The organism is Methylobacterium mesophilicum (genome assembly GCF_036441335.1).
Taxonomy (GTDB): domain Bacteria; phylum Pseudomonadota; class Alphaproteobacteria; order Rhizobiales; family Beijerinckiaceae; genus Methylobacterium; species Methylobacterium mesophilicum_B.
Window position 1 is genome coordinate 1,234,931 of the sequence record NZ_MLBW01000034.1, and the last position, 19,732, is coordinate 1,254,662.

23 protein-coding genes and 2 pseudogenes are annotated in these 19,732 nt (G+C 72.4%); 10 read left to right on the forward strand and 15 right to left on the reverse strand.

Going from position 1 to position 19,732, the window contains the following annotated elements; all coding sequences use genetic code 11:
• Positions 1 to 2: 2 nt before the first annotated feature.
• The 4 genes from MMR14E_RS26570 to MMR14E_RS26585 form a co-directional block, all read right to left on the reverse strand.
• Complete coding sequence (locus MMR14E_RS26570) at positions 3 to 422, reverse strand: HIT family protein (protein ID WP_331318422.1); 420 nt, start codon at positions 420 to 422, stop codon at positions 3 to 5.
• An 81-nt stretch (positions 423 to 503) separates the two neighbouring features.
• Positions 504 to 1,097, reverse strand: coding sequence for a hypothetical protein (locus MMR14E_RS26575; RefSeq protein WP_331318425.1), 594 nt, complete (start codon positions 1,095 to 1,097; stop codon positions 504 to 506).
• A 184-nt stretch (positions 1,098 to 1,281) separates the two neighbouring features.
• Positions 1,282 to 2,145: a universal stress protein gene (locus MMR14E_RS26580; RefSeq protein WP_331318427.1), complete on the reverse strand. Its 864-nt coding sequence runs from the start codon at positions 2,143 to 2,145 to the stop codon at positions 1,282 to 1,284.
• A gap of 27 nt (positions 2,146 to 2,172) precedes the next feature.
• Positions 2,173 to 3,198 (reverse strand): acyltransferase, encoded by a 1,026-nt coding sequence (locus MMR14E_RS26585; RefSeq protein WP_331318428.1) that lies wholly within the window; start codon positions 3,196 to 3,198, stop codon positions 2,173 to 2,175.
• 322 nt (positions 3,199 to 3,520) lie between these two features.
• Between MMR14E_RS26585 and MMR14E_RS26590 the strand changes: the two are divergent.
• Positions 3,521 to 4,151: pseudogene (locus MMR14E_RS26590) on the forward strand (DUF4142 domain-containing protein).
• Positions 4,152 to 4,372: 221 nt separating this feature from the next.
• On the opposite strand, the gene MMR14E_RS26595 reads toward MMR14E_RS26590, so the two are convergent.
• From MMR14E_RS26595 to MMR14E_RS26605, 3 genes and pseudogenes are all read right to left on the reverse strand, one after another.
• Entirely contained in the window at positions 4,373 to 5,038 is a 666-nt protein-coding gene (locus tag MMR14E_RS26595) for a carbonic anhydrase (RefSeq protein ID WP_331318431.1), read from the reverse strand.
• 44 nt (positions 5,039 to 5,082) lie between these two features.
• A complete protein-coding gene (locus MMR14E_RS26600) occupies positions 5,083 to 5,598 on the reverse strand; it encodes an NUDIX hydrolase (RefSeq protein ID WP_331318433.1) in 516 nt (171 codons plus the stop codon).
• Between the two features lie 111 nt (positions 5,599 to 5,709).
• Positions 5,710 to 6,486 (reverse strand): annotated as a pseudogene (locus MMR14E_RS26605) (DUF429 domain-containing protein).
• Between the two features lie 113 nt (positions 6,487 to 6,599).
• On the opposite strand from MMR14E_RS26605, the gene MMR14E_RS26610 reads away from it, so the two are divergent.
• Entirely contained in the window at positions 6,600 to 7,481 is an 882-nt protein-coding gene (locus MMR14E_RS26610; RefSeq protein ID WP_331318436.1) for a CoA ester lyase, read from the forward strand.
• On the forward strand, positions 7,478 to 7,948 hold the full coding sequence (gene dut, locus MMR14E_RS26615) for a dUTP diphosphatase (RefSeq protein ID WP_331318438.1): 471 nt from the start codon (positions 7,478 to 7,480) through the stop codon (positions 7,946 to 7,948). The genes MMR14E_RS26610 and dut overlap by 4 nt, the downstream gene beginning before the upstream one ends.
• Positions 7,949 to 8,104: 156 nt before the next feature.
• Here dut and MMR14E_RS26620 read toward each other — a convergent pair whose 3' ends face one another.
• Positions 8,105 to 8,980 carry an ATP-binding protein gene (locus MMR14E_RS26620; protein WP_331318440.1) on the reverse strand — a complete coding sequence of 292 codons (876 nt, stop codon included), beginning with the start codon at positions 8,978 to 8,980 and terminating at the stop codon, positions 8,105 to 8,107.
• Between the two features lie 167 nt (positions 8,981 to 9,147).
• Between MMR14E_RS26620 and MMR14E_RS26625 the strand changes: the two genes are divergently transcribed.
• The 5 genes from MMR14E_RS26625 to MMR14E_RS26645 all read left to right on the forward strand — a co-directional run bounded on the left by MMR14E_RS26625 (position 9,148) and on the right by MMR14E_RS26645 (position 12,906).
• A complete protein-coding gene (locus tag MMR14E_RS26625; RefSeq protein WP_331318442.1) occupies positions 9,148 to 9,591 on the forward strand; it encodes an OsmC family protein in 444 nt (147 codons plus the stop codon).
• A 79-nt stretch (positions 9,592 to 9,670) separates the two neighbouring features.
• Complete coding sequence (locus MMR14E_RS26630; RefSeq protein ID WP_331318443.1) at positions 9,671 to 10,036, forward strand: nuclear transport factor 2 family protein; 366 nt, start codon at positions 9,671 to 9,673, stop codon at positions 10,034 to 10,036.
• Positions 10,037 to 10,136: 100 nt separating this feature from the next.
• Positions 10,137 to 11,483, forward strand: a complete 1,347-nt coding sequence (serS, locus tag MMR14E_RS26635) for a serine--tRNA ligase (RefSeq protein ID WP_331318444.1) — start codon at positions 10,137 to 10,139, stop codon at positions 11,481 to 11,483.
• Positions 11,483 to 12,247, forward strand: coding sequence for a 5'/3'-nucleotidase SurE (surE, locus tag MMR14E_RS26640; RefSeq protein ID WP_331318446.1), 765 nt, complete (start codon positions 11,483 to 11,485; stop codon positions 12,245 to 12,247). The genes serS and surE overlap by 1 nt, the downstream gene beginning before the upstream one ends.
• A 62-nt stretch (positions 12,248 to 12,309) precedes the next feature.
• Positions 12,310 to 12,906 carry a protein-L-isoaspartate O-methyltransferase family protein gene (locus MMR14E_RS26645; RefSeq protein WP_331318666.1) on the forward strand — a complete coding sequence of 199 codons (597 nt, stop codon included), beginning with the start codon at positions 12,310 to 12,312 and terminating at the stop codon, positions 12,904 to 12,906.
• A 94-nt stretch (positions 12,907 to 13,000) separates the two neighbouring features.
• On the opposite strand, the gene MMR14E_RS26650 is transcribed toward MMR14E_RS26645, so the two are convergent.
• The 6 genes from MMR14E_RS26650 to MMR14E_RS26675 all read right to left on the reverse strand — a co-directional run bounded on the left by MMR14E_RS26650 (position 13,001) and on the right by MMR14E_RS26675 (position 18,357).
• Complete coding sequence (locus MMR14E_RS26650; RefSeq protein ID WP_331318448.1) at positions 13,001 to 13,879, reverse strand: phytoene/squalene synthase family protein; 879 nt, start codon at positions 13,877 to 13,879, stop codon at positions 13,001 to 13,003.
• Entirely contained in the window at positions 13,879 to 14,277 is a 399-nt protein-coding gene (locus tag MMR14E_RS26655; protein WP_331318449.1) for an Mth938-like domain-containing protein, read from the reverse strand. The genes MMR14E_RS26650 and MMR14E_RS26655 overlap by 1 nt, the downstream gene beginning before the upstream one ends.
• Before the next feature lie 13 nt (positions 14,278 to 14,290).
• Positions 14,291 to 15,232, reverse strand: a complete 942-nt coding sequence (gene secF, locus MMR14E_RS26660) for a protein translocase subunit SecF (RefSeq protein ID WP_331318451.1) — start codon at positions 15,230 to 15,232, stop codon at positions 14,291 to 14,293.
• A gap of 118 nt (positions 15,233 to 15,350) precedes the next feature.
• Positions 15,351 to 16,955 (reverse strand): protein translocase subunit SecD, encoded by a 1,605-nt coding sequence (gene secD, locus MMR14E_RS26665; RefSeq protein WP_331318452.1) that lies wholly within the window; start codon positions 16,953 to 16,955, stop codon positions 15,351 to 15,353.
• 56 nt (positions 16,956 to 17,011) lie between these two features.
• On the reverse strand, positions 17,012 to 17,344 hold the full coding sequence (gene yajC / locus MMR14E_RS26670) for a preprotein translocase subunit YajC (protein ID WP_273564009.1): 333 nt from the start codon (positions 17,342 to 17,344) through the stop codon (positions 17,012 to 17,014).
• A 131-nt stretch (positions 17,345 to 17,475) separates the two neighbouring features.
• Positions 17,476 to 18,357 carry an alpha/beta hydrolase gene (locus MMR14E_RS26675; RefSeq protein WP_331318453.1) on the reverse strand — a complete coding sequence of 294 codons (882 nt, stop codon included), beginning with the start codon at positions 18,355 to 18,357 and terminating at the stop codon, positions 17,476 to 17,478.
• Between the two features lie 126 nt (positions 18,358 to 18,483).
• On the opposite strand from MMR14E_RS26675, the gene MMR14E_RS26680 reads away from it, so the two are divergent.
• Positions 18,484 to 18,876 carry a YidB family protein gene (locus MMR14E_RS26680; RefSeq protein ID WP_331318455.1) on the forward strand — a complete coding sequence of 131 codons (393 nt, stop codon included), beginning with the start codon at positions 18,484 to 18,486 and terminating at the stop codon, positions 18,874 to 18,876.
• Positions 18,877 to 18,888: 12 nt separating this feature from the next.
• Here the strand turns inward: MMR14E_RS26680 and MMR14E_RS26685 are convergent, their stop codons facing one another.
• Positions 18,889 to 19,065: a hypothetical protein gene (locus MMR14E_RS26685; protein WP_331318456.1), complete on the reverse strand. Its 177-nt coding sequence runs from the start codon at positions 19,063 to 19,065 to the stop codon at positions 18,889 to 18,891.
• Between the two features lie 244 nt (positions 19,066 to 19,309).
• On the opposite strand from MMR14E_RS26685, the gene MMR14E_RS26690 reads away from it, so the two are divergent.
• The gene (locus tag MMR14E_RS26690) at positions 19,310 to 19,651 is read left to right on the forward strand and encodes a YidB family protein (RefSeq protein WP_331318458.1); all 342 of its coding nucleotides are present in this window, start codon (positions 19,310 to 19,312) and stop codon (positions 19,649 to 19,651) included.
• Positions 19,652 to 19,732 lie beyond the last annotated feature (81 nt).

A 19,732-nucleotide genomic window follows, 5' to 3' on the forward strand; every position in this document is an offset into this window, starting at 1 on the left:
GTTCAGGCCGCGGAGAAGAGGGCACCGGCGCGCTCGAGGAGCTGGGCGCGGGCGTGGAGCGGGTAGGGCTTGCGCGTCTCGAACCCCCAGACCGGCCCCGGCCAGGCGGGATCGGACCGGAACCGGCCGACGACGTGGACGTGGAGCTGCGCGACCACGTTGCCGAGGGCGCCGATGTTCACCTTGTCGGGCTTGGACAGGGCCTGCATCACCCCCGTGGCGAGGCGGACCTCCTGCCAGAGCGCGGCGGCATCGGCCTCGGAGAGATCAGTGATCTCGGCGACGTCGGCGCGGCGCGGCACCAGGATCAGCCACGGGAACCGGGCATCGTCCATGAGCAGCACGCGGCACAGGGCGAGGTCGCCGACTTCGGCGGTGTCGGCCGAGAGGCGCGGATCGAGGGTGAAGGTGGACTCGGTCATCGCCGACCGGTGTAGCGCAGCTTCCGAGTCCGCGCGCGGGTTTGCTGCGCCTTCGGTGACGCAGCGTCCCGGTCGGTCGGGTCAGAGCCCCGGCACGACCCCCTGGCGGCCGACTGCGACCGTCCCCGCCACCAGCCTGCCGTCGTCGCCGGAGCGCGCGAAGATCGTCACGGCCGCGCCCGGCTGCAGCATCGCCTTCTCGCCCGGCGAGAACTGCGTCACCGGCGTGCCGTCGGGGATGGCGAAGGAGGATTGGCCACCGCTGTAGGCGACGGTCACGCGCGTGGGCGCGCCCCGCTGCAGGTCGGCGACCCACCCGGCGGTGAGGCGCGCGCCCTGCCCGGTGTCCCAGGCCTGGCTGCCCGCCTCGAACCCGCGCTCGGAGGGCGAGTACAGGGTCACGGCGCTCACCTGCCGCGGGTCGGACTCGGTTGCCCCGAGGATGCTGACGTAGCTCTCCGGCTTGATCGCCCGCAGGCTGGCGCCGTTGACCGCGTAGATGCGGGTCCGGGGGCCCAGCTGCACCGCCAGGGTGCTGCCGCTGGCGCGTCGGATCTCCAGGCGCTCCGAGTCGGCCCTGACGATGGTGCCGCGGAACCGGACGGTCGTCGGCTCAGCGCGGGCGGCGGGGATGGCCGCGATCGCCAGGAGACCGGCGAGGAAGAGGCGTCTCACGGGGCTCGTCACGGGGCTCCTTTCCCGGGCTTGTGCCGAGGACACATGCCGTGGGGGCGTGTCACGGGGGGCGTGCCGTACGGGTGCGGGACCCGAACGCCGGGACCCGGCCAAGGTTCCCGGCCCCATATTGACGCGAACGGCTGCCCCGCCTCCCGTCATCCGGGCGGGCGCGACCCCCAGCTCAATGCGCCATCAGGACCGGCATGTCGGCATGGGCGAGGACATGGCTGGTGACACCGCCGAAGATCATCTGGCGCAGGCGACTCTGGGTGTAGGCGCCCTTGATCAGCAGGTCGCAGCCGAAGGCCTTCGCCTCCGCCAGGAAGGTCTCGCCGGGGACCCGCCGGCCGGCCGGCAGGGCCCGGTGCGACGCGTCCACGCCCTCGCAGGCCAGCGCCTGGGCGAGATCCTGCGCGGTCGGGCCCGGCACCATGCCGCCCTCGACGCTGAGCACGAGCACCCGCTCGGCCCGCCGCAGGAACGGCATCGCGAAAGCCACCGCCCGGGCGGTCTCGGTCGAGCCGTTCCAGGCGATGATGACCGCCTCGCCGAGGCTGGCCGGTGCCGTGGGCGGCGCCAGCAGGATCGGCCGGCCGCTCTCGAACAGGGCCGTCTCGAACGTGGTCATGCGCGGGGCGTTGTCGGTGGTCCCCGGGCGCCCGACGACCGTGGCCGAGAACAGCCGCGCGTACTGCCCGAGGAACGCGTCGCCGGTGGGAACGTCCTGCCGCCAGCGGTAGCGCGGTCCGGCATCCGGTACGCGGTCCGGAATGCAGAGCCCGTCGCGGGCGTGCCGCGGAATGCCGGCGCCGTCCATGAAGGCGATGAACCGACCGCCCGCCTCCTCGGCCTCGGCCCGGTCGGCCTCCTCGTCGCGCAGCCACGTCATGCCGCCGACCATGTCGACCGGCACGTACTCGGCCAGCGCCGGGCGCAGGGACACGCCCTCGATCAGACTGCCGAAGCGCGTCGCCGCCAGCCGGGTCGTCTCGAAGACGGAGGGCAGGGCGTCGTGCATCGCGACGGGTACGAGCAGGGTCTTCATGCTGGCCTCCTCCTCGGGCACGCGAGGCTAATCCGCCCGGCCGCCCGGTGGAACCGGGGCCGGCACGGCGCGCACACGGTTTTGCGGCGCGCCCGGATCGAGCCGCCGCCGCAGCGCCCGGGTCAGGGGCCGCTCGACGAGGCGGTGGATCACGAGCGCGGCCGCGACGCTGCCGGCGAGCATCAGTGCCATGCTGCCCCACGGATGCAGGGCGGGGGCGAGGCCGAGCCGGAGCAGCACCTCGCGCACGAGGCGCAGCGCGAACGGGTGTACGAGGTAGAGCGCGTAGGACGCGTCGCCGAACTCGACGAGCCCGCGCAAGGGGAACGGCAGCCGCGCGACCGCGGCCGCGTCGCGGGGCCTTCCGAGGGCGGCGGCCACCAGCAGGAGGGCCGGCCGGAACCCCGCGCCCCAGGCGAGGGCGAGACCGGCGCCGGCGGCGAACTCGAGCACGATCGGATCCGACCAGAAGCGGAGCGGTACCGGCAGGTTCGGCACAAGGGCACCGACCGCCACGAGGCCGGCCAGGCTCCCGCACAGCCACGCGACCGCACCGCGCAGGCCGAAGCCCAGACCCGCGGCGAAGAGTACGTAGAAGGCCGCCTCGTAGTTCAGGGTCCAGCCGAGGCCGTAGAGCGGCTGGACCGTGCCGTCCGGGCGGGCGGCCGGCCAGAACAGGAAACTCGCCACGAGGGCGAGCGGGTCACGCACCAGCGCGGCCGCATCCCCGAGGAGGTCCGGCCGCGCCAGCGCCAGGACGAGGTAGAGCAGGCTCACCAGCCAGTAGAGCGGCACCACCCGGGCGACCCGGTGGGCGAGGAATCGGACGCGCCCGCCCGGTCGGCCGGCGAGCCGGCCGCCGGCGTGGACGATGACGAAGCCGGAGATCACGAAGAACAGATCGACCCCGCCCCACCAGGGCAGCAGCGTCGCGGGGTCGAGCGCCGGGCCGGCGCCGCGGTCGGCGAGAAGCGCCACCTCGTGCCGGGCGTGGTGCCACGCCACCATGAGGGCGGCGGCGGCGCGCAGGATCTGGACGGCGACGACGATCACGGGCTGCCCGCGCGCGTCGCGCCGCGCGCTCCGCCCGAAGGCGAGGCCGGAAGGACCCGCCCATCGAGGTCGCCCTCCCGGGGGAGCGCGATCGACACCCGGCAGTATCCCCCGAACGGGCGCACGCGCGGGATCAGATCCGGCCGGGAACCGTCCCCTCCGAGGCGAAAACGGCAGGAACCATAAGCCGATAACCTCGTTGACCGACCAATTCGCGACCGCGTCGGCTCGGCGCCTTCCAGGACGTCGTCTGCCAAGACGCCCGTGCCGCGCATGCGGCGTCCCTCCGCGGTTCGCGTGCCCATTTCGAACAGAGGTCCCGATGCTGAAGAACTACGCTGCCGCGTCCGCGCTCGTCCTGGCGCTGTCGACCCCGGCCATGGCTCAGAGCGCCAACGACTTCCGCATGCAGTCGATGCAGGCGAACGCCTTCGAAATCCAGTCCTCGCAGATCGCCCTGTCGAAGTCGCGCAACCCGCGCATCCGCTCCTACGCCCAGGAAGTGCTCCGTGACCACCGCGCCGCCAACGTGGCCCTGGCCGGCGGCCAGATGAACGGCGTCGCCGGCGATCCCGGCCTCGGCGGCCTGGTGACCGCCCCGATCGCGGTGGCGGGCAGCGCTCGAGGGCGCGGGCGCCGGCGCGGCGCGCGGTGCCGCCGCGGGCGGACAGATCGGTCGCGGCGACGTGGGAGCCACCGGTGCCTCGACGATCGTCCCGCCGAACCCTGAGCAGCAGGCGATGCTGGCCCAGCTGTCGTCCGCCCCGGCCGGCGCGCGCTTCGACCGTCTGTACGCCTCGCAGCAGATCCAGGCCCATCAGATGACCATCGCGATGACCCAGGCCTACGCCCAGGGCGGCCCGAACCCGGCACTGCGCAACTACGCCCAGCAGGCCCTGCCGGCTCTCCAGATGCACCTGCAGCAGGCGGAGCGTCTCCCGGGCGCGATGTAAGGCGGCATCGTCATCGGCGGCCCGGCCTCGGCCGGACCGATCCAGAGGCGGCGGGCGCGAGCCCGCCGCCTCTCTCGCGTGGACGGCTCTGTCGGCCTCGGGTGACCGTGAGTCCGTCCGCGCAGATCGCGCGCCGGGGCGGACCGTTTCGAGGCGCGCCGTCGCGTCCGGATCCGGGACCGGATACGGCGGCGCCAAACCTCACGGCCTGCGCCGCGCGCTCACTCGCAGGCGATGGCGGCGACGGAGCGGACCGCCTGGCCGGCGGTGTCGATCGGCGGCTTGAACTCGCCGGATTGCGGATCGCGCACCAGCAGGGAGCCGCTGGCCACGCCGAAATGGGCGCCGTGAATCTCGAGGCGGCCGTCGTCGACCCGCTCCTTCACGAACGGGAACGTCAGCAGGTTCTCCATGCTCTGCACGACCACGGCGTGTTCCAGCTTGGTCAGGTAGTTCGGCGCTCCGGGATCGCCGGCCTTGTCCTCGGCCTGGCCCACGAGCGAGACCCACTTGCCGATGAAGTCACCCGGCGAGAGCGGCTTGGCCTTGTTGGCCCAGGCCTTGATGCCGCCGCAGGTGGCGTGCCCGAGCACGACGATGTGCTTCACCTCCAGCGCCTGGACGGCGAATTCCAGGGCCGCGGACGTGCCGTGATACTGGCCGTCCGGCTGGTAGACCGGCACGAGGTTGGCGACGTTGCGGATCGTGAACAGCTCGCCCGGGCCGGCGTTGAAGATCGCGCTGGGGGAGACCCGGCTGTCGCAGCAGCTGATGACCAGGATCTCCGGATTCTGCGTGGAGGCGAGCTGCGCGAAGCGCCGACGCTCGGTCGGGAAGCGATCGAGGAGGAAGGACCGGTAGCCTTCGGTCAGGTAGACGGGGAACATAAAGTCGTCTCCAGTTAGACAAATCCGCGACAGCGGGAGTGAAATCAAAGTCCTCGCCAAGCAAGAACGCGCGGCTGGGCCGGAATAGTCCCGCGCGCGAGGTCCGACGCCAGATCCGCGAGGCCGGCCGGCTCGACGTGCTCGCCGCTGGCGCGCAGCTCGTCGAGCGGCCACCAGCGCGTCCCGATCAGCGGGTTGTCCTCGGTCTCGGCGAGGCGGCTCGTGTCGACGCGGTCGTCCGGAAGGCGAACGAGGAAGTAGCGCTCCCGGGCGTCCCGCGCCTGCCGGAACAGGTGGAACGGGCCGTCGCAAGCCGCAACCTGCGGGCCGATCGCGGCGTCGCCCCGGCCGATCTCCTCCTCCAGCTCCCGGCGGCAGGCGGTGACGTGGTCCTCGCCGGGCTCCAGGCCGCCACCGGGCATGAACCAGAACCGGAGCGGTGCCCCGTCTGGCCCCGTCGCGTGGACCGACGTGTAGGCGATGAGCAGGATCCGGTCCCGCGGATCGAGGACGATCGCGCGGGCGATGTGACGGACGGGCAGGGGGTTCGCGGCGCTCATGGAACCAGAGCTAGAGCACGCGCCGGGGACGGACACCGGCCGCGCGCGCGCCAGCGTGCAAAACAGCACGTTGGGGCCGACGGCGCGCCCGGCAGTCGCGCGGGCGACGGCTCAGCACAGCGGGCGCGGCGCCGGTGCCCAGATCACGACGGGGAGCCCGACGGCGTCGCGCCCGGGCGGATCCGGCAGCGGCTCGGCCCGTCCGAGGCTCAGGTCGCGGGCCACCACCAGGGCCGCCAGGGCGTCGAGATGGTCGTCCTCCGGAACGCCCTTCACCCGGGACCCGATCAGCGCGGCGGGGAGGCCGGCGGCGGCGAGGAGCGCCCGCCGGAGATCCAGCCCCTCCCGGGCGCGCTTGCCCTTCTTGGGCAGGCCGAGCGGCCGGCCGCCGTTGAGGGCGTGGAAGGCCACCTCGGGATGCACCTCGTGGAGCCGCGCGCGCGCCTCCGGGCGCTCCCGCAGGAGCGTGTCGACGGCGCGGACGTAGCGGAAGATGTTGTAGCCCTGGATCGAGGGCGCGAAGGGCGGATCGCTCGCCGCCCGCGAGGCGGCCTTCGCGGCGGCGTAGTCGGAGGCGTAGACCGCGCCCCGCGGCGGCATCGGGAACACCGACGCCCGCGCCGGCCCGAGCCGGGNCAGGGCGTGCAGGGTGACGCCGATCGCCAGCGCGAAGCCGATCAGGGCCTCGACATCCGACCGCATCAGGGCGGTCGACTGGACCCAGCGGGTGATCGCGTTTTCCAAGGTGAGGCTATCCGGGTTCGCGTCGAGCACGGCGGCGACGTCCGGGAACAGCGCGCAGCGGTACCGGTCGGGATCGTCGAGGTCGAGGAGCGCGCCCGCCCAGGCGCCGCGGCAGCCGTCGAGTCCCGCGATCCAGCGCGCCATGCCGTTCCTCCGCCGCTGTCCGCGCCGCCACCGTTACGGCCGGCGTTCTTGCCGGGATGCGCGCGGAAAGCTATCGGCGTCGCCGAGGCCGACGCCGGCTTGGGAGAAGCGTGATGAGCGAGATCCGTCCCCGTCGCAGCGTGCTGGCGATGCCGGGCTCCAACGCCCGGGCGCTGGAGAAGGCGCGGTCGCTGCCCGCCGACGTGATCCTGATCGACCTCGAGGACGGCACCGCCCCAGCCGCGAAAATGGCGGCGCGCGCGCAGGTGGCCGCGGCGGTCGCCGCGCGGGGCTTCGGCCCGCGCGAGGTCGTGGTCCGCGTCAACCCGCCGGAGACCGAGGACGGCGAGGCCGACCTGGTGGCGCTCGCGCCGGCCGCCCCGGACGCGATCCTGGTGCCGAAGGTCCGGACCTCCGACACGCTGATCGCCGTGGGCTCCCGCCTGCGCCGGCTCGGCGCGCCGCTCGCCACACGGGTCTGGGCGATGATCGAGACACCGATGGCGGTGGTGAACGCCGCCGAGATCGCCGGTGCCGCGCGGGACGTGGACGGGCGGCTCGCCGCCCTGGTGATCGGCCCGAACGACCTCCTGAAGGCGTCCCGGATCCGACCACCGGGTCGGGCCGCGCTGGTTCCGTGGCTGATGAACATCCTGGCCGCCGCCCGGGCCTACGAGATCGAGGCGATCGACGGCGTGTTCACCGACCTCGAGGACGCGGCCGGGTTCGAGGCCGAGTGCGCGCAGGGCCGCGACCTCGGCTTCGACGGCAAGATGCTGATCCACCCGAGCCAGATCGGCCCGGCCAACGCCGCCTTCGGGCCGGATGCCGAGGAGATCGCGCAGGCCCGCCGGCTGATGGACGTCTTCGACTTGCCGGAGAACCGCGAGCGCGGGGTCATCGCGGTCGACGGCAAGATGGTCGAGCGCCTCCACGTCGAGGTCGCCCGGCGGACGCTCGCCATGGCCGAGGCGATCGCGCGGATGACCGCGTGAGCGATCTGGCGGAGGTCGGGCTGCGGCTGCTCGACCCGCGCCTGCCGGGCTGGGGCTTCCCGCGCTGGGGCTCGTCGGCCGCGGCCGGCCTCGACCTGCACGCCTGCCTCGACACCCCCCTGGAGCTGCAGCCTCAAGGGAAGGCGGTCCTGATCCCGGCGGGGTTCAGCGTGCTGATCCGCGATCCCGCGTGGTGCGGGCTGATCTTCCCGCGCTCGGGCCGCGGCCACCGGGACGGTTTGGTGCTCGGCAACGGCACCGGCGTGATCGACGCGGATTACGAGGGCCCGCTGCTGGTCTCCGCCTGGAATCGCGACGCATCCGAGCCCGTGCGGATCGAGCCGGGCGAGCGGATCGCGCAGCTCGTCTTCACGCGGATCGCGCGGCCGGCGCTGACCGTGCTGGAGGGAGTGCCCGGCCCCGGCTCGGAGCGGGGCGTGGGCGGGTTCGGGTCGAGCGGGCGCTAGCGCGCCCTCCGTCATCACGGGCGGAGCGAAGTGACCCAGGGCTGCGCGACGTTGTCGGGCGTGGCGCTGCCTGGATTGCTTCGCTCCGCTCGCAAAGACGGTGGGGCCGACGCGAGCACCGGGAATCGGGTCACGCCAAAGACTTGAAGCCGCCCCTCAGTCCAGCGTCTTCCCGAGCCGCCCGGCCAGGTCCTGGATGAACTGGAACGCGGTCCGGCCCGAGCGCGAGCCGCGGGTGGTGGCCCATTCCAGGGACTCGGCGCGCAGCTGCTCCGGCGCCACGGCGAGGCCGTAGCGGTCGGCGTAGGCGCGGATCATCGCCAAGTACTCGTCCTGGCTGCACTTGTGGAAGCCGAGCCAGAGGCCGAACCGGTCCGAGAGCGAGACCTTCTCCTCCACCGCCTCGCCGGGGTTGATCGCGGTCGAGCGCTCGTTCTCCACCATGTCGCGGGCGAGGAGGTGGCGGCGGTTCGAGGTGGCGTAGAACAGCACGTTCCCCGGACGCCCCTCGATGCCGCCGTCGAGGGCCGTCTTGAGCGACTTGTACGAGGTGTCGTCGGCATCGAAGGAGAGGTCGTCGCAGTAGACCAGCCAGCGGTGCGGGTCCGGCCGCAGCAGGGCCATCAGGTCCGGGAGCGCCTCGATGTCCTCGCGGTGGATCTCGACGAGCTTCATCGGCAGGCTGCCGGCGGGCCGGCGGGCGTTGATCTCGGCGTGGGCCGCCTTGACCAGCGAGGACTTGCCCATGCCGCGGGCGCCCCACAGCAGGGCGTTGTTGGCCGGCAGGCCGCGGGCGAAGCGCTCGGTGTTCTCCACCAGGGTGTCGCGCGCCCGGTCGATGCCGGTGAGCAGACCCATCTCCACCCGGGCGACCTGCGGCACCGGGGTCAGCCGGCGCTCGGGCCCCCACAGGAAGGCGTCGGCGGCGCTCGGGTCGAAGGCCGGCGGGACGGCGGGCGCGGCCCGCTCCAGCGCGGTGGCGATGCGCTCGAGGAGCGGCATCAGGGTGTCGAGGGTCGCGGGGCTCGTCATCGGATCGGGGGGTTCGCGTGCGGGTCGGTCAGGCGGCCGGTTCTACGGGGAAGAACCGGGGAAATCATCCGTGTCCGGACGCATGGCGCAGTCCTCCCGAACGCGAACGGGGATCGGACGTTGGTATACCCGGCCGGTCGCGCCGACAGGTTTGCCGGGGAGCATCGATGGAAGCGGAACCGACGATCCGGATCACCCAGGTCGCGGATTACGTCTTCACCGTCGATTTCAGCGCCGCCCTGCCGGCGCTCCGCACCGACGAGGCGCCGCCGATCGGCGGCGGGACCGGGCCGTTCCCCGAGCAACTGCTGATCTCCGGGGTCGCGAACTGCCTCTGCGCCAGCCTCGTCTTCGCCCTGGGCAAGTTCCACCAGGACGCGCGCGGCGTCGCGGCCGAGGCGTCGTGCCGGGTGGAGCGCAACGCCGAGGGGCGGCTGCGCGTCACCGGGATCGGCGTCCACATCCAGCTCGGGGCCGCCGCCGCCGACATGCCGCGGATCGACCGGGTGCTGGAGCAGTTCGAGCGGTTCTGCACCGTCTCGGAGAGCGTCAAGGCCGGGATCCCGGTGGCCGTCTCGGTGGCCGACCGCGACGGCACGCGCCTGAAATGACGCGCGCCGGGGACACATCGGCCGCCCGGCGCATTGCCGCAGCACCGAGCGGCCGCCAGGGCCGGACTGAGGAAATGCCATGACGAACCAGACGCGAGAGCCGGCCCGCGCCCCCGAGGCGCTCGCCGACCTGTTCAACCGCCGCGCCAATGCCGGCGACGTCGAGGGCCTCGTCGCCCTCTACGAGCCCGACGCGGTGCTAGCGGCGGGCCGCGTCGTCGCCACGGGCCACGCCGAGATCCGGACCTTCTACGCCGACCTGCTGGCGCGCAAATCCGACTTCCCGGCGCCGGAAACGCCGCCGCCGCTGCGCAACGGCGCGCTGGCCATGACCTTCGCGCGGCTGCCCAACGGCGCGTTCTCGGTGGAGGTCGCCCGCGAGCAACCGGACGGGACGTGGCTCTGGGCGATCGACCAGCTCAAGCTCGCGCCGCCGAAGGGCTGACGGCCGGCTCGGGCGCGCCCGCGCGCTTGTCCCACCGGACGCGATGCGGCAAAGCGGGGCCCGCGCGCTCGACGCCGCGCAGAAGACCCGAGCCGACTCGATGCACGACATCCGCGCCATCCGGGAGAACCCGGACGCCTTCGACCGCGACCTCGCCCGCCGGGGCCTCGCGCCGCTCTCGGCCGAGCTGATCGCCCTCGACGAGGCGCGGAAATCGTCCGTCTCGGCCGCGCAGGCCAATCAGGAGCGGCGCAACGCGCTGGCCAAGGAGATCGGCGGCGCCAAGAAGGCGAAGGACGAGGACCGCGCCGCCGCCCTGATGGCCGAGGTCGCGGCCCTGAAGGGCGCCGAGCCGGAGCTGAGGGCGGCGCAGGAGGCGGCCGACAAGACCCTGGCAGACCGCCTCGCCGCGATCCCGAACCGGCCGAAGCCCGACGTCCCCGAGGGCGCGGACGAGCACGGCAACGTGCTCTATCGCAGCCACGCCGCGACCCGCGAGCGGCTGACCGAGGGCAGGGAGCATTTCGAGCTCGGCGAGGCCTCGGGCCTGATGGATTTCGAGGCGGCGGCCAAGCTGTCCGGCTCGCGCTTCGTGGTGCTGAAGGGGCAGCTCGCGCGGCTGGAGCGGGCGCTCGGCCAGTTCATGCTCGACCTGCACACGCAGGAGCACGGCTACCTGGAGGTGGCGCCGCCGGTTCTGGTACGCGACGCCGCCATGTTCGGCACCGCGCAGCTGCCGAAGTTCGAGGACGACCAGTTCTCTGTCTTCAAGGGACTCGATTACGTCAGGTCGCTGCAGGGGCAGGCCGGCGCGGATTCCGCGCCGGTCAGCGACGAGCAGTTCTGGCTCGTGCCCACCGCCGAGGTGCCGCTGACGAACCTCGTCCGCGAGGCGATCCTCCGCGAGGAGGAGCTGCCCCTGCGCTTCACCGCGCTGACGCCCTGCTTCCGCGCCGAGGCCGGGGCGGCGGGGCGCGACACCCGCGGCATGCTGCGCCAGCACCAGTTCAGCAAGGTCGAGCTGGTCTCGATCACGACGCCGGAGGAATCCGCCAACGAGCACGAGCGGATGCTGACCAGCGCCGAGGCGGTGCTGAAGAAGCTCGATCTGCCCTACCGGGTGATGACGCTCTGCACCGGCGACATGGGCTTCGCCAGCCAGAAGACCTACGACATCGAGGTCTGGGTGCCCGGCCAGCGCACCCACCGCGAGATCTCGTCCTGCTCGGTCTGCGGCGACTTCCAGGCGCGGCGGATGAACGCCCGCTACCGGGGCAAGGACGGCAAGCCGGCCTATGTCCACACGCTCAACGGCTCGGGCGTTGCGGTCGGCCGCGCGCTCATCGCCGTGATGGAGAACTACCAGAACCCGGACGGGAGCATCACGGTCCCGTCGGTGCTCCACCCCTACATGGGCGGGCTCAACCGGATCGAGGGCACCCGCTGATGCGCATCCTGGTCACCAACGACGACGGCATCCACGCGCCGGGGCTCAGCACCCTGGAGGAGATCGCCCGGGACCTCTCGGACGACGTCTGGGTCGTGGCGCCGGAGAGCGACCAGTCCGGTGTGTCGCACTCGCTCTCGCTCAATGACCCGCTGCGGCTGCGGCAGGTCTCGGAGCAGCGCTTCGCCGTGAAGGGCACGCCGTCGGACTGCGTGATCCTGGGCGTGCGCCACATCCTGGGCGATCACGGGCCGGATCTCGTGCTGTCGGGAGTCAACCGCGGCCAGAACGTCGCCGAGGACGTGACCTATTCGGGCACGATCGCGGCCGCCATGGAGGGGACGATCTTGGGCATCCGCTCCATCGCCCTGAGCCAGGCCTACGGGGCCGGCGGGCGCGGTGCGCTCAAGTGGGACTGCGCCCGGACGCACGGCGCGAAGGTCGTCCGCAAGATCCTGGAGACCGGGATCGAGCCCGGCATCCTGGTCAACGTGAACTTCCCGGACTGCGAGCCGGCCGACGTGCAGGGCATCGCGGTGGCGGCGCAGGGCTTCCGCAACCAGGCGCTGCTGTCGATCGACGCCCGGGTCGACGGGCGCGGCAACCCGTATTTCTGGCTGGCCTTCGCCAAGGCCCGGTTCGAGCCGGGCCACGGCTCGGACCTCAAGGCCATCGCCGAGAAGCGGATCTCGGTGACGCCGCTGCGCCTCGACCTCACCGACGAGCCGACGCTGACGCGCTTCGCGCAGGCCTTCGCCGAGTGATCGAAAGGACGTGGATCGATCTGGGCAGCCTGGAGGAGGCTGCCGGCAACGCGGCCTTCGTGATGGCGCTCCGGGGCCGCGGGCTGCGGGACACCGCGGTGCTGCGGGCCATGGAGCAGGTCCCGCGGGACACCTTCGCGCCGCCGCCGCATCGGGAGCACGCGCGGCGCGACATCGCGCTGCCGCTGTCCTGCGGCGCCTCGATGACGGCGCCGTCCACGGTGGCGCTGATGCTGGCGCAGCTGCGGCTCGAGCCCGGCCAGCGCGTCCTGGAGATCGGCACGGGCTCGGGCTACGTGACCGCGCTGCTCGCCCAGCTGGGCGCCGGGGCGGTGCTCAGCCTGGAGCGCTACATCTCGCTGGCCGGGGCGGCGACGCGGCGGCTCGCTGCCCTGTCCGAGGTGCATGTCGTCCGGGCTGACGGGCTGGCCCCCGACCTACCGGACGGCGGCTTCGACCGGATCCTCGTCAACGGCAGCGTCCCGGCGATCCCGCCGCACTGGCGCGCGGCCCTCGAGCCGGGCGGACGGCTGGTGACGGGCCTCAGAGGCGATAGCGGCTGCCGGGTGGCGGTGCTGGCGACGCCGGAGGCCGAGCCGGAGCTCGGCGCGCCGGCCCGGCTGGCGGCCCTGGTGCTGGGACTGGCGCAGGTGCTCTGACAGCGCTCCATCAGCGCGCGCGCAGCGACGCGACATAAGGCTGCGCAACGTGTCCGCGCGCGTGGCGCCGCTCGCGAAGAGCTCGAAGCGGCGGCTATCCCACCCGCCGCGCCGCCCACCACAGGCGCCACAGCCGGCGCCAGCGCGGCAACTCGACGGGCGTGTTGAGCGGGTCGTAGGAGGCCCGCTCCATGGCGGCGAGGTAGGGCTCGACCAGGGCGGTGGGCAGGAAGGCGGCGCCCGCCGAGGGCGCGATGGTCGGGCGCGCAGCCTCGAAGGCCTTGAGGTGCTGCCGGGCGAGATCGCGCAGATCGGCGCAGGCCCGGCGCAGGCCCGGACCGCCGCGGCCCGTCACGATGTCCTCGCGGGTGACGCCGTAGCGGCCCAGGATATCGGCCGGCAGGTAGACCTGCCCCGCGCGGGCGTGCCACGGCAGCGCCCGCAGGAGCCCGGTGATCCCGTAGGCGACCCCGGCATGGCCGGCCGCGCCCGCGCCGCCCGGCTCGGTGCCGGTGCCGATCACGAGGCTCGCCAGCCGGAACAGCGCCGAGGCGGTCTCGCCGCAATAGCCCTCCAGGTCGTTCACCCGGGGCATCGGGTCCTCGTAGAGATCGAAGACGCGGGCATCGATCAGGTCGACGAAGGGCTGACGGCCGAGGCGGTTCGCCCGGATCGCCTCCTCCAGGGCCGCCGCCACCGGGTTGGCGCGCACGTCGCCGCGCGCCTCGCCCTGCAGGGCGTCGCGCCACCATTGGAGGCGGATCTCGCCGGCCATCGGGTTCGAGACGGCCTCGCGCACCCGCGCGATGGTCAACGAGAAGGCGTAGAGGGCGAAGAGGTGCGGGCGGGCGGCGGCCGGGGCGAACAGGGTCGCGTAGTAGCGGTCCGGGTCGCCGGCGCGCACGAGGCCCTCGCAGTGGGACTGCGCGAAGGCGAGCCCGGTCTCGGCGGTCTGGCCGTCGACCTCCGGCATCAGGCCACCGCGATCAGCGCGGCGGCGACCTTGCGGTTCTCGGCCACCAGGATGTTGTAGGTCCGGGCCGCGGCGCCGGTCTGCATCACGTCGAGGCCGACGCCGAAATCCTTCAGCCAGCCCCGGAGCGCGGGGTCGATCGCCGCGATGTCGAGGCCGGTCCCCACGAGCAGCAGCTCGATGCCGCCGGCCTCGGCCTGGACCGGGCGCAGGGCCGTGCGGTCGATGGCCCGCGGCTCCGTCACGTCCCAGGCGCGGACCCCGGAGGGCAGCAGCAGGATCGAGCCGCGATGGGACATCCCGGCGAAGCGGAAGCCGCCGTTGCCGTAGGTGTCGATGATGTGGCGCCCCGGCACGAAGCCGGACTCGAAGCTCTTCGGACTTGGCTGATCGGCCATCTCGGGAAAGGGACTACTCCGCCGGTTGCGGGACGCCGGACCGCTCCGACGCCGCGCGGGCGCCCGAGAGCATCAGGCCCAGATAGATCAACACCGGCGTCGAGATGAAGATCGCCGAGTAGGTGCAGATCAGGACGCCGCAGAGCATCACCACGGCGAAGCCCTTGATGGCCTCGCCCCCGAACAGCACCAGCGCCAGCAGCGACAGCGCGGACGAGATCGACGTCATCACCGTGCGCGACATGGTCGAGTTGATCGACAGGTTGAGCAGGTCGACGGTGGGGATGGTCTTGTAGCGGCGCATCAGCTCGCGGGTCCGGTCGAACACCACCACGGTCTCGTTCAGCGAGTAGCCGACGATCGTGAGGATCGCGGCGATCGAGGTCATGTTGAACTCGATCCGGCTGATGATGAACACGCCGACGGTCAGCACGATGTCGTGGAGGGTGCCCACGATGGCGCCGAGCGCCAGCTCCCGCTCGAAACGGAACCAGAGATAGAGCAGCACCGCCACGACCGACAGCACGACGCCGAGCGTGCCGGACTGAACGAGCTCGCCGGAGACGCGCGGGCCGACGGTCTCGGTCCGGCGGAAATCGTAATCCTTGTCGAAGGCGGCGTGGGCCTTGTTCATCACCGCGGTCTGGCCCTGCTCGCCGGGCTGGAGCGGCAGGCGGACCAGCACGGTGCCCTGGTTGCCAAGTTCCTGCACCTCCGGCTCGCCGAAGCCGAAGCCCGCGGCCGTGTGCCGGATCGACGCCACGTCGGCGGTGCCGGACTTCGCCTGCAGCTCGACCAGGGTGCCGCCCTTGAAGTCGATGCCGAAGTTCAGGCCGATCGTCAGGAACAGCGCCACGGTCGCGAGCGACAGCGCCGCCGAGAGCGGGAAGGTGAGGCGCCGGAATCGCATGAAGTCGAAATGCGATTCATCGGGCCAGAGGCGGAGCAGGCGCATGGTCGATACTCTATTCGCGGACAGTCGCGACGAAGACGGGCGAGGCGCGCGTCCCCTCTCCCGTGCGGGAGAGGGGGTCTTCGCGCCGCCCGCGCAAACTCCGTCGACCCTCCAAAGATCAGAACGGCAGGGCCTTCGGCCGGAACACGTTGTACCACACCGCGATCATCATCCGGGTCAGCGTCACCGCCGTGATGACCGTGGTGAGGATGCCGAGGATGAAGACCACGGCGAAGCCCTTCACCGGGCCCGAGCCGAGGAAGAACAGGATCAGGGCGGCGATCGCCATGGTCGAGTTCGAGTCGATGATGGTGGCGAAGGCCCGGTCGAAGCCCGCCTGCAGCGCCGAGATCAGCGACCGGCCGGCATGGCTCTCCTCGCGCATGCGCTCGTAGATCAGCACGTTGGAATCCACCGCGGTGCCGATCGTGAGCACGATGCCGGCGATGCCGGGCAGCGTCATGGTCGCCTCCAGAACCGACATCAGGCCCAGGATCAGCCCGACATGGACCATGAGGGCGATGTTGGCGATGAAGCCGAAGGTCCCGTAGGTCGCGAACATGAAGGCGACCACGAGGCCCGCCGCCACCAGGGTCGCGAGCTTGCCGGCCTCGATGGAGTCGCGACCGAGGCCCGGGCCGACGACGCGGCGCTCGACCACGGTGAACTTGGCCGGCAGCGCGCCGGCGCGCAGCAGGACCGCGAGATCGTTGGCCTGCTGCACGGTGAAGTTGCCGGTGATCTGGCCGGAGCCGCCGGTGATCGCCGAGCGGATCACCGGGGCCGACACGACCTCGTTGTCGAGGACGATCGCCATGCGCCGGCCGATATTCTCCGAGGTGGCCTGCCCGAAGCGCTGCGCCCCGCGCAGGTTGAACTTGAAGCTCACCATCGGCTCGTGGGACTGCTGGTCGAAGGCCGGCTGCGCGTCGGTCAGCTCGCCGCCATCGGCCATGACCCGGCGCTCCACCGGGACCTTCGCGCCCTTCTCGTCCTTGGAGGGCAGCATGTCGACGTCGCCCGAAGGGCTGTCGGCGAGCATGCGGAACTCCAGCTTGGCGGTGGAACCGAGGAGCTTCTCGAGGCGCTCCGGGTTCTGCTCGCCGGGCACCTGGATCAGGATCCGGTCAGCGCCCTGCTGCTGGATCGACGGCTCGGTGGTGCCGGTCGAGTCGAGGCGGCGCCGGATGACCTCGATGCCCTGGCTCACGGCCCGGCGGGTCCGGTCGGTGATGCCGGCATCGGTGAGCGTCAGGCGGATGACGCCGCCGGGCTGCTCGGACACATCCAGGGTGCGGGCCGCGGTCTGGCCCAGCGAGGTGGTGATCGGCTGCGACAGTTCCTGGAGCTTCGGCAGGACCTTGGCCCGGGCAGCGGCGTCGTCGATCTTCACCTGGACGCCGCGCTGGAGCAGGCCGATGCCGCCGTCGGCGCGGACATTCTCCTGCTGGAGCACGCGGCGCACGTCGTCGCGCAGGGCCTTGGCCTGCGAGGCGATCAGCTCGTTCTGGTCCACCTCGAGCAGGAGCTGCGAGCCGCCCTGCAGGTCGAGGCCGAGCACGATGGCGCGCGTCGGCACGACCCAGCTGGGGAACCAGGAGGGCAGGCTGGCGACGAAGCTCTTGCGCTGCTCGGGCGAGAAGAAGCTCGGCACGGCGAGCATCAGCCCCACCAGGATCAGGCCCAGCGTCGCGATGATCTTCGCACGGGAGAAGCGCAGCATCGGCCGTCTTTTTCTCTCTTGGGCCGGCGCACGGCGCCGGCCGGTTCAACCGGAAATCAGGCGGCCTTCACCGTGCCCTTGGCGCGGACCTCGGAGATCATCGTCCGGACCACCCGCACGCGGACGTTCGGGGCGATCTCGACCTCGATCTCGGGCTGGTCGTCCGAGGCCTTGGTCACGCGGCCGACGAGGCCGCCGTTGGTGACGACCGTGTCGTCCCGGCGCACGGACTTGAGCAGCGCCTGGTGGTCCTTGACCCGCTTCTGCTGCGGTCGCAGGATCAGGAAGTACATGATCACGAAGATCAGGACGAACGGGACCACCTGAAAGGCGATCTCCGCTCCGCCAGCGGCCGCACCGGCCCCTTGCGCGAAGGCGGGGGTGATCAACGAGCGTCTCCTGCGAATGGCGCGCAGGCCTGCCGCCGGATGTGGCGCCCGCAGACCTGTCGAAAAGCGCGCGGACTATAGCCAGGGGCTTCCCGAAAGCAACGCCGAAGCGTCGGGCATCCGCGGCGCGCTCACAGCAGGGCGCGGATCGCCGTCGCGAAGGCGTCCGGCGCCTCCTGCGGAAAGTTGTGGCCGATCCCCGCGACGATCTCACGCCGGTACGGACCGGTGAAATGGCGGGCCTCCGTGTCGGTGGCGGGCGGCGGCCCGACGCCGTCATCGGCGCCGAGCAGCACGATCGACGGCACCGCGATCGCCGGCTGGGCCGCGAGCCGCGCCTCGATCTCGACCAGCGCCGGATCGCTCGGCACGAGGCCGAAGCGGTGGCGGTAGGAATGCACGACCACGTCGACGAAGTCGGGATTGTCGAAGGCGCGGGCGGTCCGCGCGAAGGTCTCCGCGTCGAACGCCCAGGTCGGCGACCAGAGCTGCCAGAGCAGGCGGCAGAAGGCGTCCCGGTTCGCGGCGAGGCCGGCACGACCGCGCGTGCCGTGGAGGTAGTACTGGTACCAGAGCCGGTGCTCGGTCTCCGGCGCGACCGGCTTCCCGGCGACCGGGATGTTCTGGATGTTGTAGCCGACGCCGCAGCTGACGAGTCCCCGGGCCCGCTCCGGCCAGAGCGCCGCCACCACGCAGGCCGCCCGGCCGCCCCAATCGTAGCCGGCGAGGACGGCGTCGCCGATGTGGAGCGCGTCCAGGAAGGCGAGCAGGTCGGCCCCGAGCGCCGCCTGCTCGCCGGAGCGCGGCGTGGCGGGATCGAGGAACCGGGTCGGCCCGTAGCCGCGCAGGTACGGCACGAGGCAGCGCGCGCCGTCCGCGGCGAGCCGCGCGGCCGCGGACGCGCAGGCGTGGACGTCGTAGGGGAAGCCGTGGAGCAGAACGACCGTCGGCCCGTCGGCCGGACCGGACTCGAGATAGGCGACCTCTAGGACGCCGGCCCGCACGCGCTTCATCGATGGCTCCCGGGTTCGCGACGCCGGTATCCTAGACGGTTCGCCGCGCAATTGCCGCACGCGCTTGCCGTCGCCGGTCCGCGCCCGACTTCACCCTGCGACGAAGAAGCGCGACGGTGGAGAACCATGGGCCTGCTCGACGGTGCGAAGTCCCTGATCGGCGATGTGGTGGCGGCGGCAGACCGCGCTCTGGAGCAGACCGGCAGCGGCAAGCTCGCCCTGTCCATGGCGAAATTCTATCCCGGCGGCCTCGCCGCTTTCCTCGACCGCCTTCGGGAGACCGGGCACGGGGATGCGGTGGGATCCTGGCTCGGCTCGGGGACGCGGCAGACGGTGCCGGAGAGCGCCATCGCCGCCTGCCTGCCGGAGGGCGTCACCGAGCGCCTCGCCTACGACCTCGGGATCCCGGAGGGGCGCGTCCCCACGGTGCTGGCGGAGTTCCTGCCGGCCGCGGTCGCCGACCAGAGCGAGAACGGCAGCCTGAAGCCGCAGCCGAATTTCAGCACCCAGGTCGGCTGATCGCCCGGAGCCTCACGGGACGACGCACTTCATCTGCGGCGGCGCGGTCGCGCAGCTCAGGTAGCAGCCCTGCGTGGCGAAGCAGAACCACGACAGTTCGCCGCTCTTCAGGCACGAACCCCCGCAATGGCGGTAAGTGCCGTAGAGCGGCCGAACGAAGACCGCATCCGCCAGGGGGCGCGCCGGCATCGGACGCGCCGTTTCCGCGTCCGAACGCGCCGGGGAGACGCACGCGGCCGCGAGCATGCATGACAGCGCCAGGGATCTCATGAGAGCCGACCGCGGACCGACGTTCCGGCCGGCATTCCTGGCCGGAGGACGGCCGCTGTCGACTAAATTGCGGTTCACGCGGGCGCGCCGCGGTCCCCTGGCCACTCCCGCTCGGCGGACACCGCCCTAGACTCGGGGGATCGACCATTCGACGGGGGTCCACATGAGTCTGCTCAACACTCTCGGCGGCTCGCTGGGGCAGATGGCGCTGAAGGCGCTGCCGGGCGTGATCCAGCAGGTGCTGCCCGGCGGCCTCAACGCGCTGCTCGATCAGCTCCGGCGCTCCGGCTACGAGAGCCAGGTCAATTCCTGGCTCGGGCGCGGGCCGAACGAGCCGATCACGGCTGACGACCTGCGCAAGGTCCTCGACAACGAGCAGGTGCGCCAGATGGCGGAGAAGCTCGGCGTTCCGATGGACCAGCTGTTCCCGACCCTGGCGCAGGCCCTGCCCGAGACCGTCGACCGGCACAGCCCCGACGGGACGCTGCAGGCGCCGAAGGCTTAGGACGGCCGGCGCGGGTCGCGAGCCGGGGCGGCCGGACGGCGGGCGACGCGAAACGGCGGCCCCGTCCGGGACCGCCGCCGC

Excerpts from the sequence above, each read along its gene's own strand:
- MMR14E_RS26690 (WP_331318458.1), top strand. The coding sequence starts at position 19,310 with ATGAGTCTGCTCAACACTCTCGGCGGCTCGCTGGGGCAGATGGCGCTG.
- MMR14E_RS26625 (WP_331318442.1), top strand. The coding sequence starts at position 9,148 with ATGGAAGCGGAACCGACGATCCGGATCACCCAGGTCGCGGATTACGTC.
- secD (WP_331318452.1), bottom strand. The coding sequence starts at position 16,955 with ATGCTGCGCTTCTCCCGTGCGAAGATCATCGCGACGCTGGGCCTGATC.
- MMR14E_RS26655 (WP_331318449.1), bottom strand. The coding sequence starts at position 14,277 with ATGGCCGATCAGCCAAGTCCGAAGAGCTTCGAGTCCGGCTTCGTGCCG.
- MMR14E_RS26685 (WP_331318456.1), bottom strand. The coding sequence starts at position 19,065 with ATGCCGGCGCGCCCCCTGGCGGATGCGGTCTTCGTTCGGCCGCTCTAC.
- MMR14E_RS26680 (WP_331318455.1), top strand. The coding sequence starts at position 18,484 with ATGGGCCTGCTCGACGGTGCGAAGTCCCTGATCGGCGATGTGGTGGCG.
- surE (WP_331318446.1), top strand. The coding sequence starts at position 11,483 with ATGCGCATCCTGGTCACCAACGACGACGGCATCCACGCGCCGGGGCTC.
- secF (WP_331318451.1), bottom strand. The coding sequence starts at position 15,232 with ATGCGCCTGCTCCGCCTCTGGCCCGATGAATCGCATTTCGACTTCATG.
- MMR14E_RS26645 (WP_331318666.1), top strand. The coding sequence starts at position 12,310 with ATGGCGCTCCGGGGCCGCGGGCTGCGGGACACCGCGGTGCTGCGGGCC.
- MMR14E_RS26675 (WP_331318453.1), bottom strand. The coding sequence starts at position 18,357 with ATGAAGCGCGTGCGGGCCGGCGTCCTAGAGGTCGCCTATCTCGAGTCC.
- MMR14E_RS26630 (WP_331318443.1), top strand. The coding sequence starts at position 9,671 with ATGACGAACCAGACGCGAGAGCCGGCCCGCGCCCCCGAGGCGCTCGCC.
- MMR14E_RS26595 (WP_331318431.1), bottom strand. The coding sequence starts at position 5,038 with ATGTTCCCCGTCTACCTGACCGAAGGCTACCGGTCCTTCCTCCTCGAT.
- MMR14E_RS26580 (WP_331318427.1), bottom strand. The coding sequence starts at position 2,145 with ATGAAGACCCTGCTCGTACCCGTCGCGATGCACGACGCCCTGCCCTCC.
- MMR14E_RS26620 (WP_331318440.1), bottom strand. The coding sequence starts at position 8,980 with ATGACGAGCCCCGCGACCCTCGACACCCTGATGCCGCTCCTCGAGCGC.
- MMR14E_RS26600 (WP_331318433.1), bottom strand. The coding sequence starts at position 5,598 with ATGAGCGCCGCGAACCCCCTGCCCGTCCGTCACATCGCCCGCGCGATC.
- MMR14E_RS26610 (WP_331318436.1), top strand. The coding sequence starts at position 6,600 with ATGAGCGAGATCCGTCCCCGTCGCAGCGTGCTGGCGATGCCGGGCTCC.
- MMR14E_RS26650 (WP_331318448.1), bottom strand. The coding sequence starts at position 13,879 with ATGCCGGAGGTCGACGGCCAGACCGCCGAGACCGGGCTCGCCTTCGCG.
- serS (WP_331318444.1), top strand. The coding sequence starts at position 10,137 with ATGCACGACATCCGCGCCATCCGGGAGAACCCGGACGCCTTCGACCGC.
- MMR14E_RS26570 (WP_331318422.1), bottom strand. The coding sequence starts at position 422 with ATGACCGAGTCCACCTTCACCCTCGATCCGCGCCTCTCGGCCGACACC.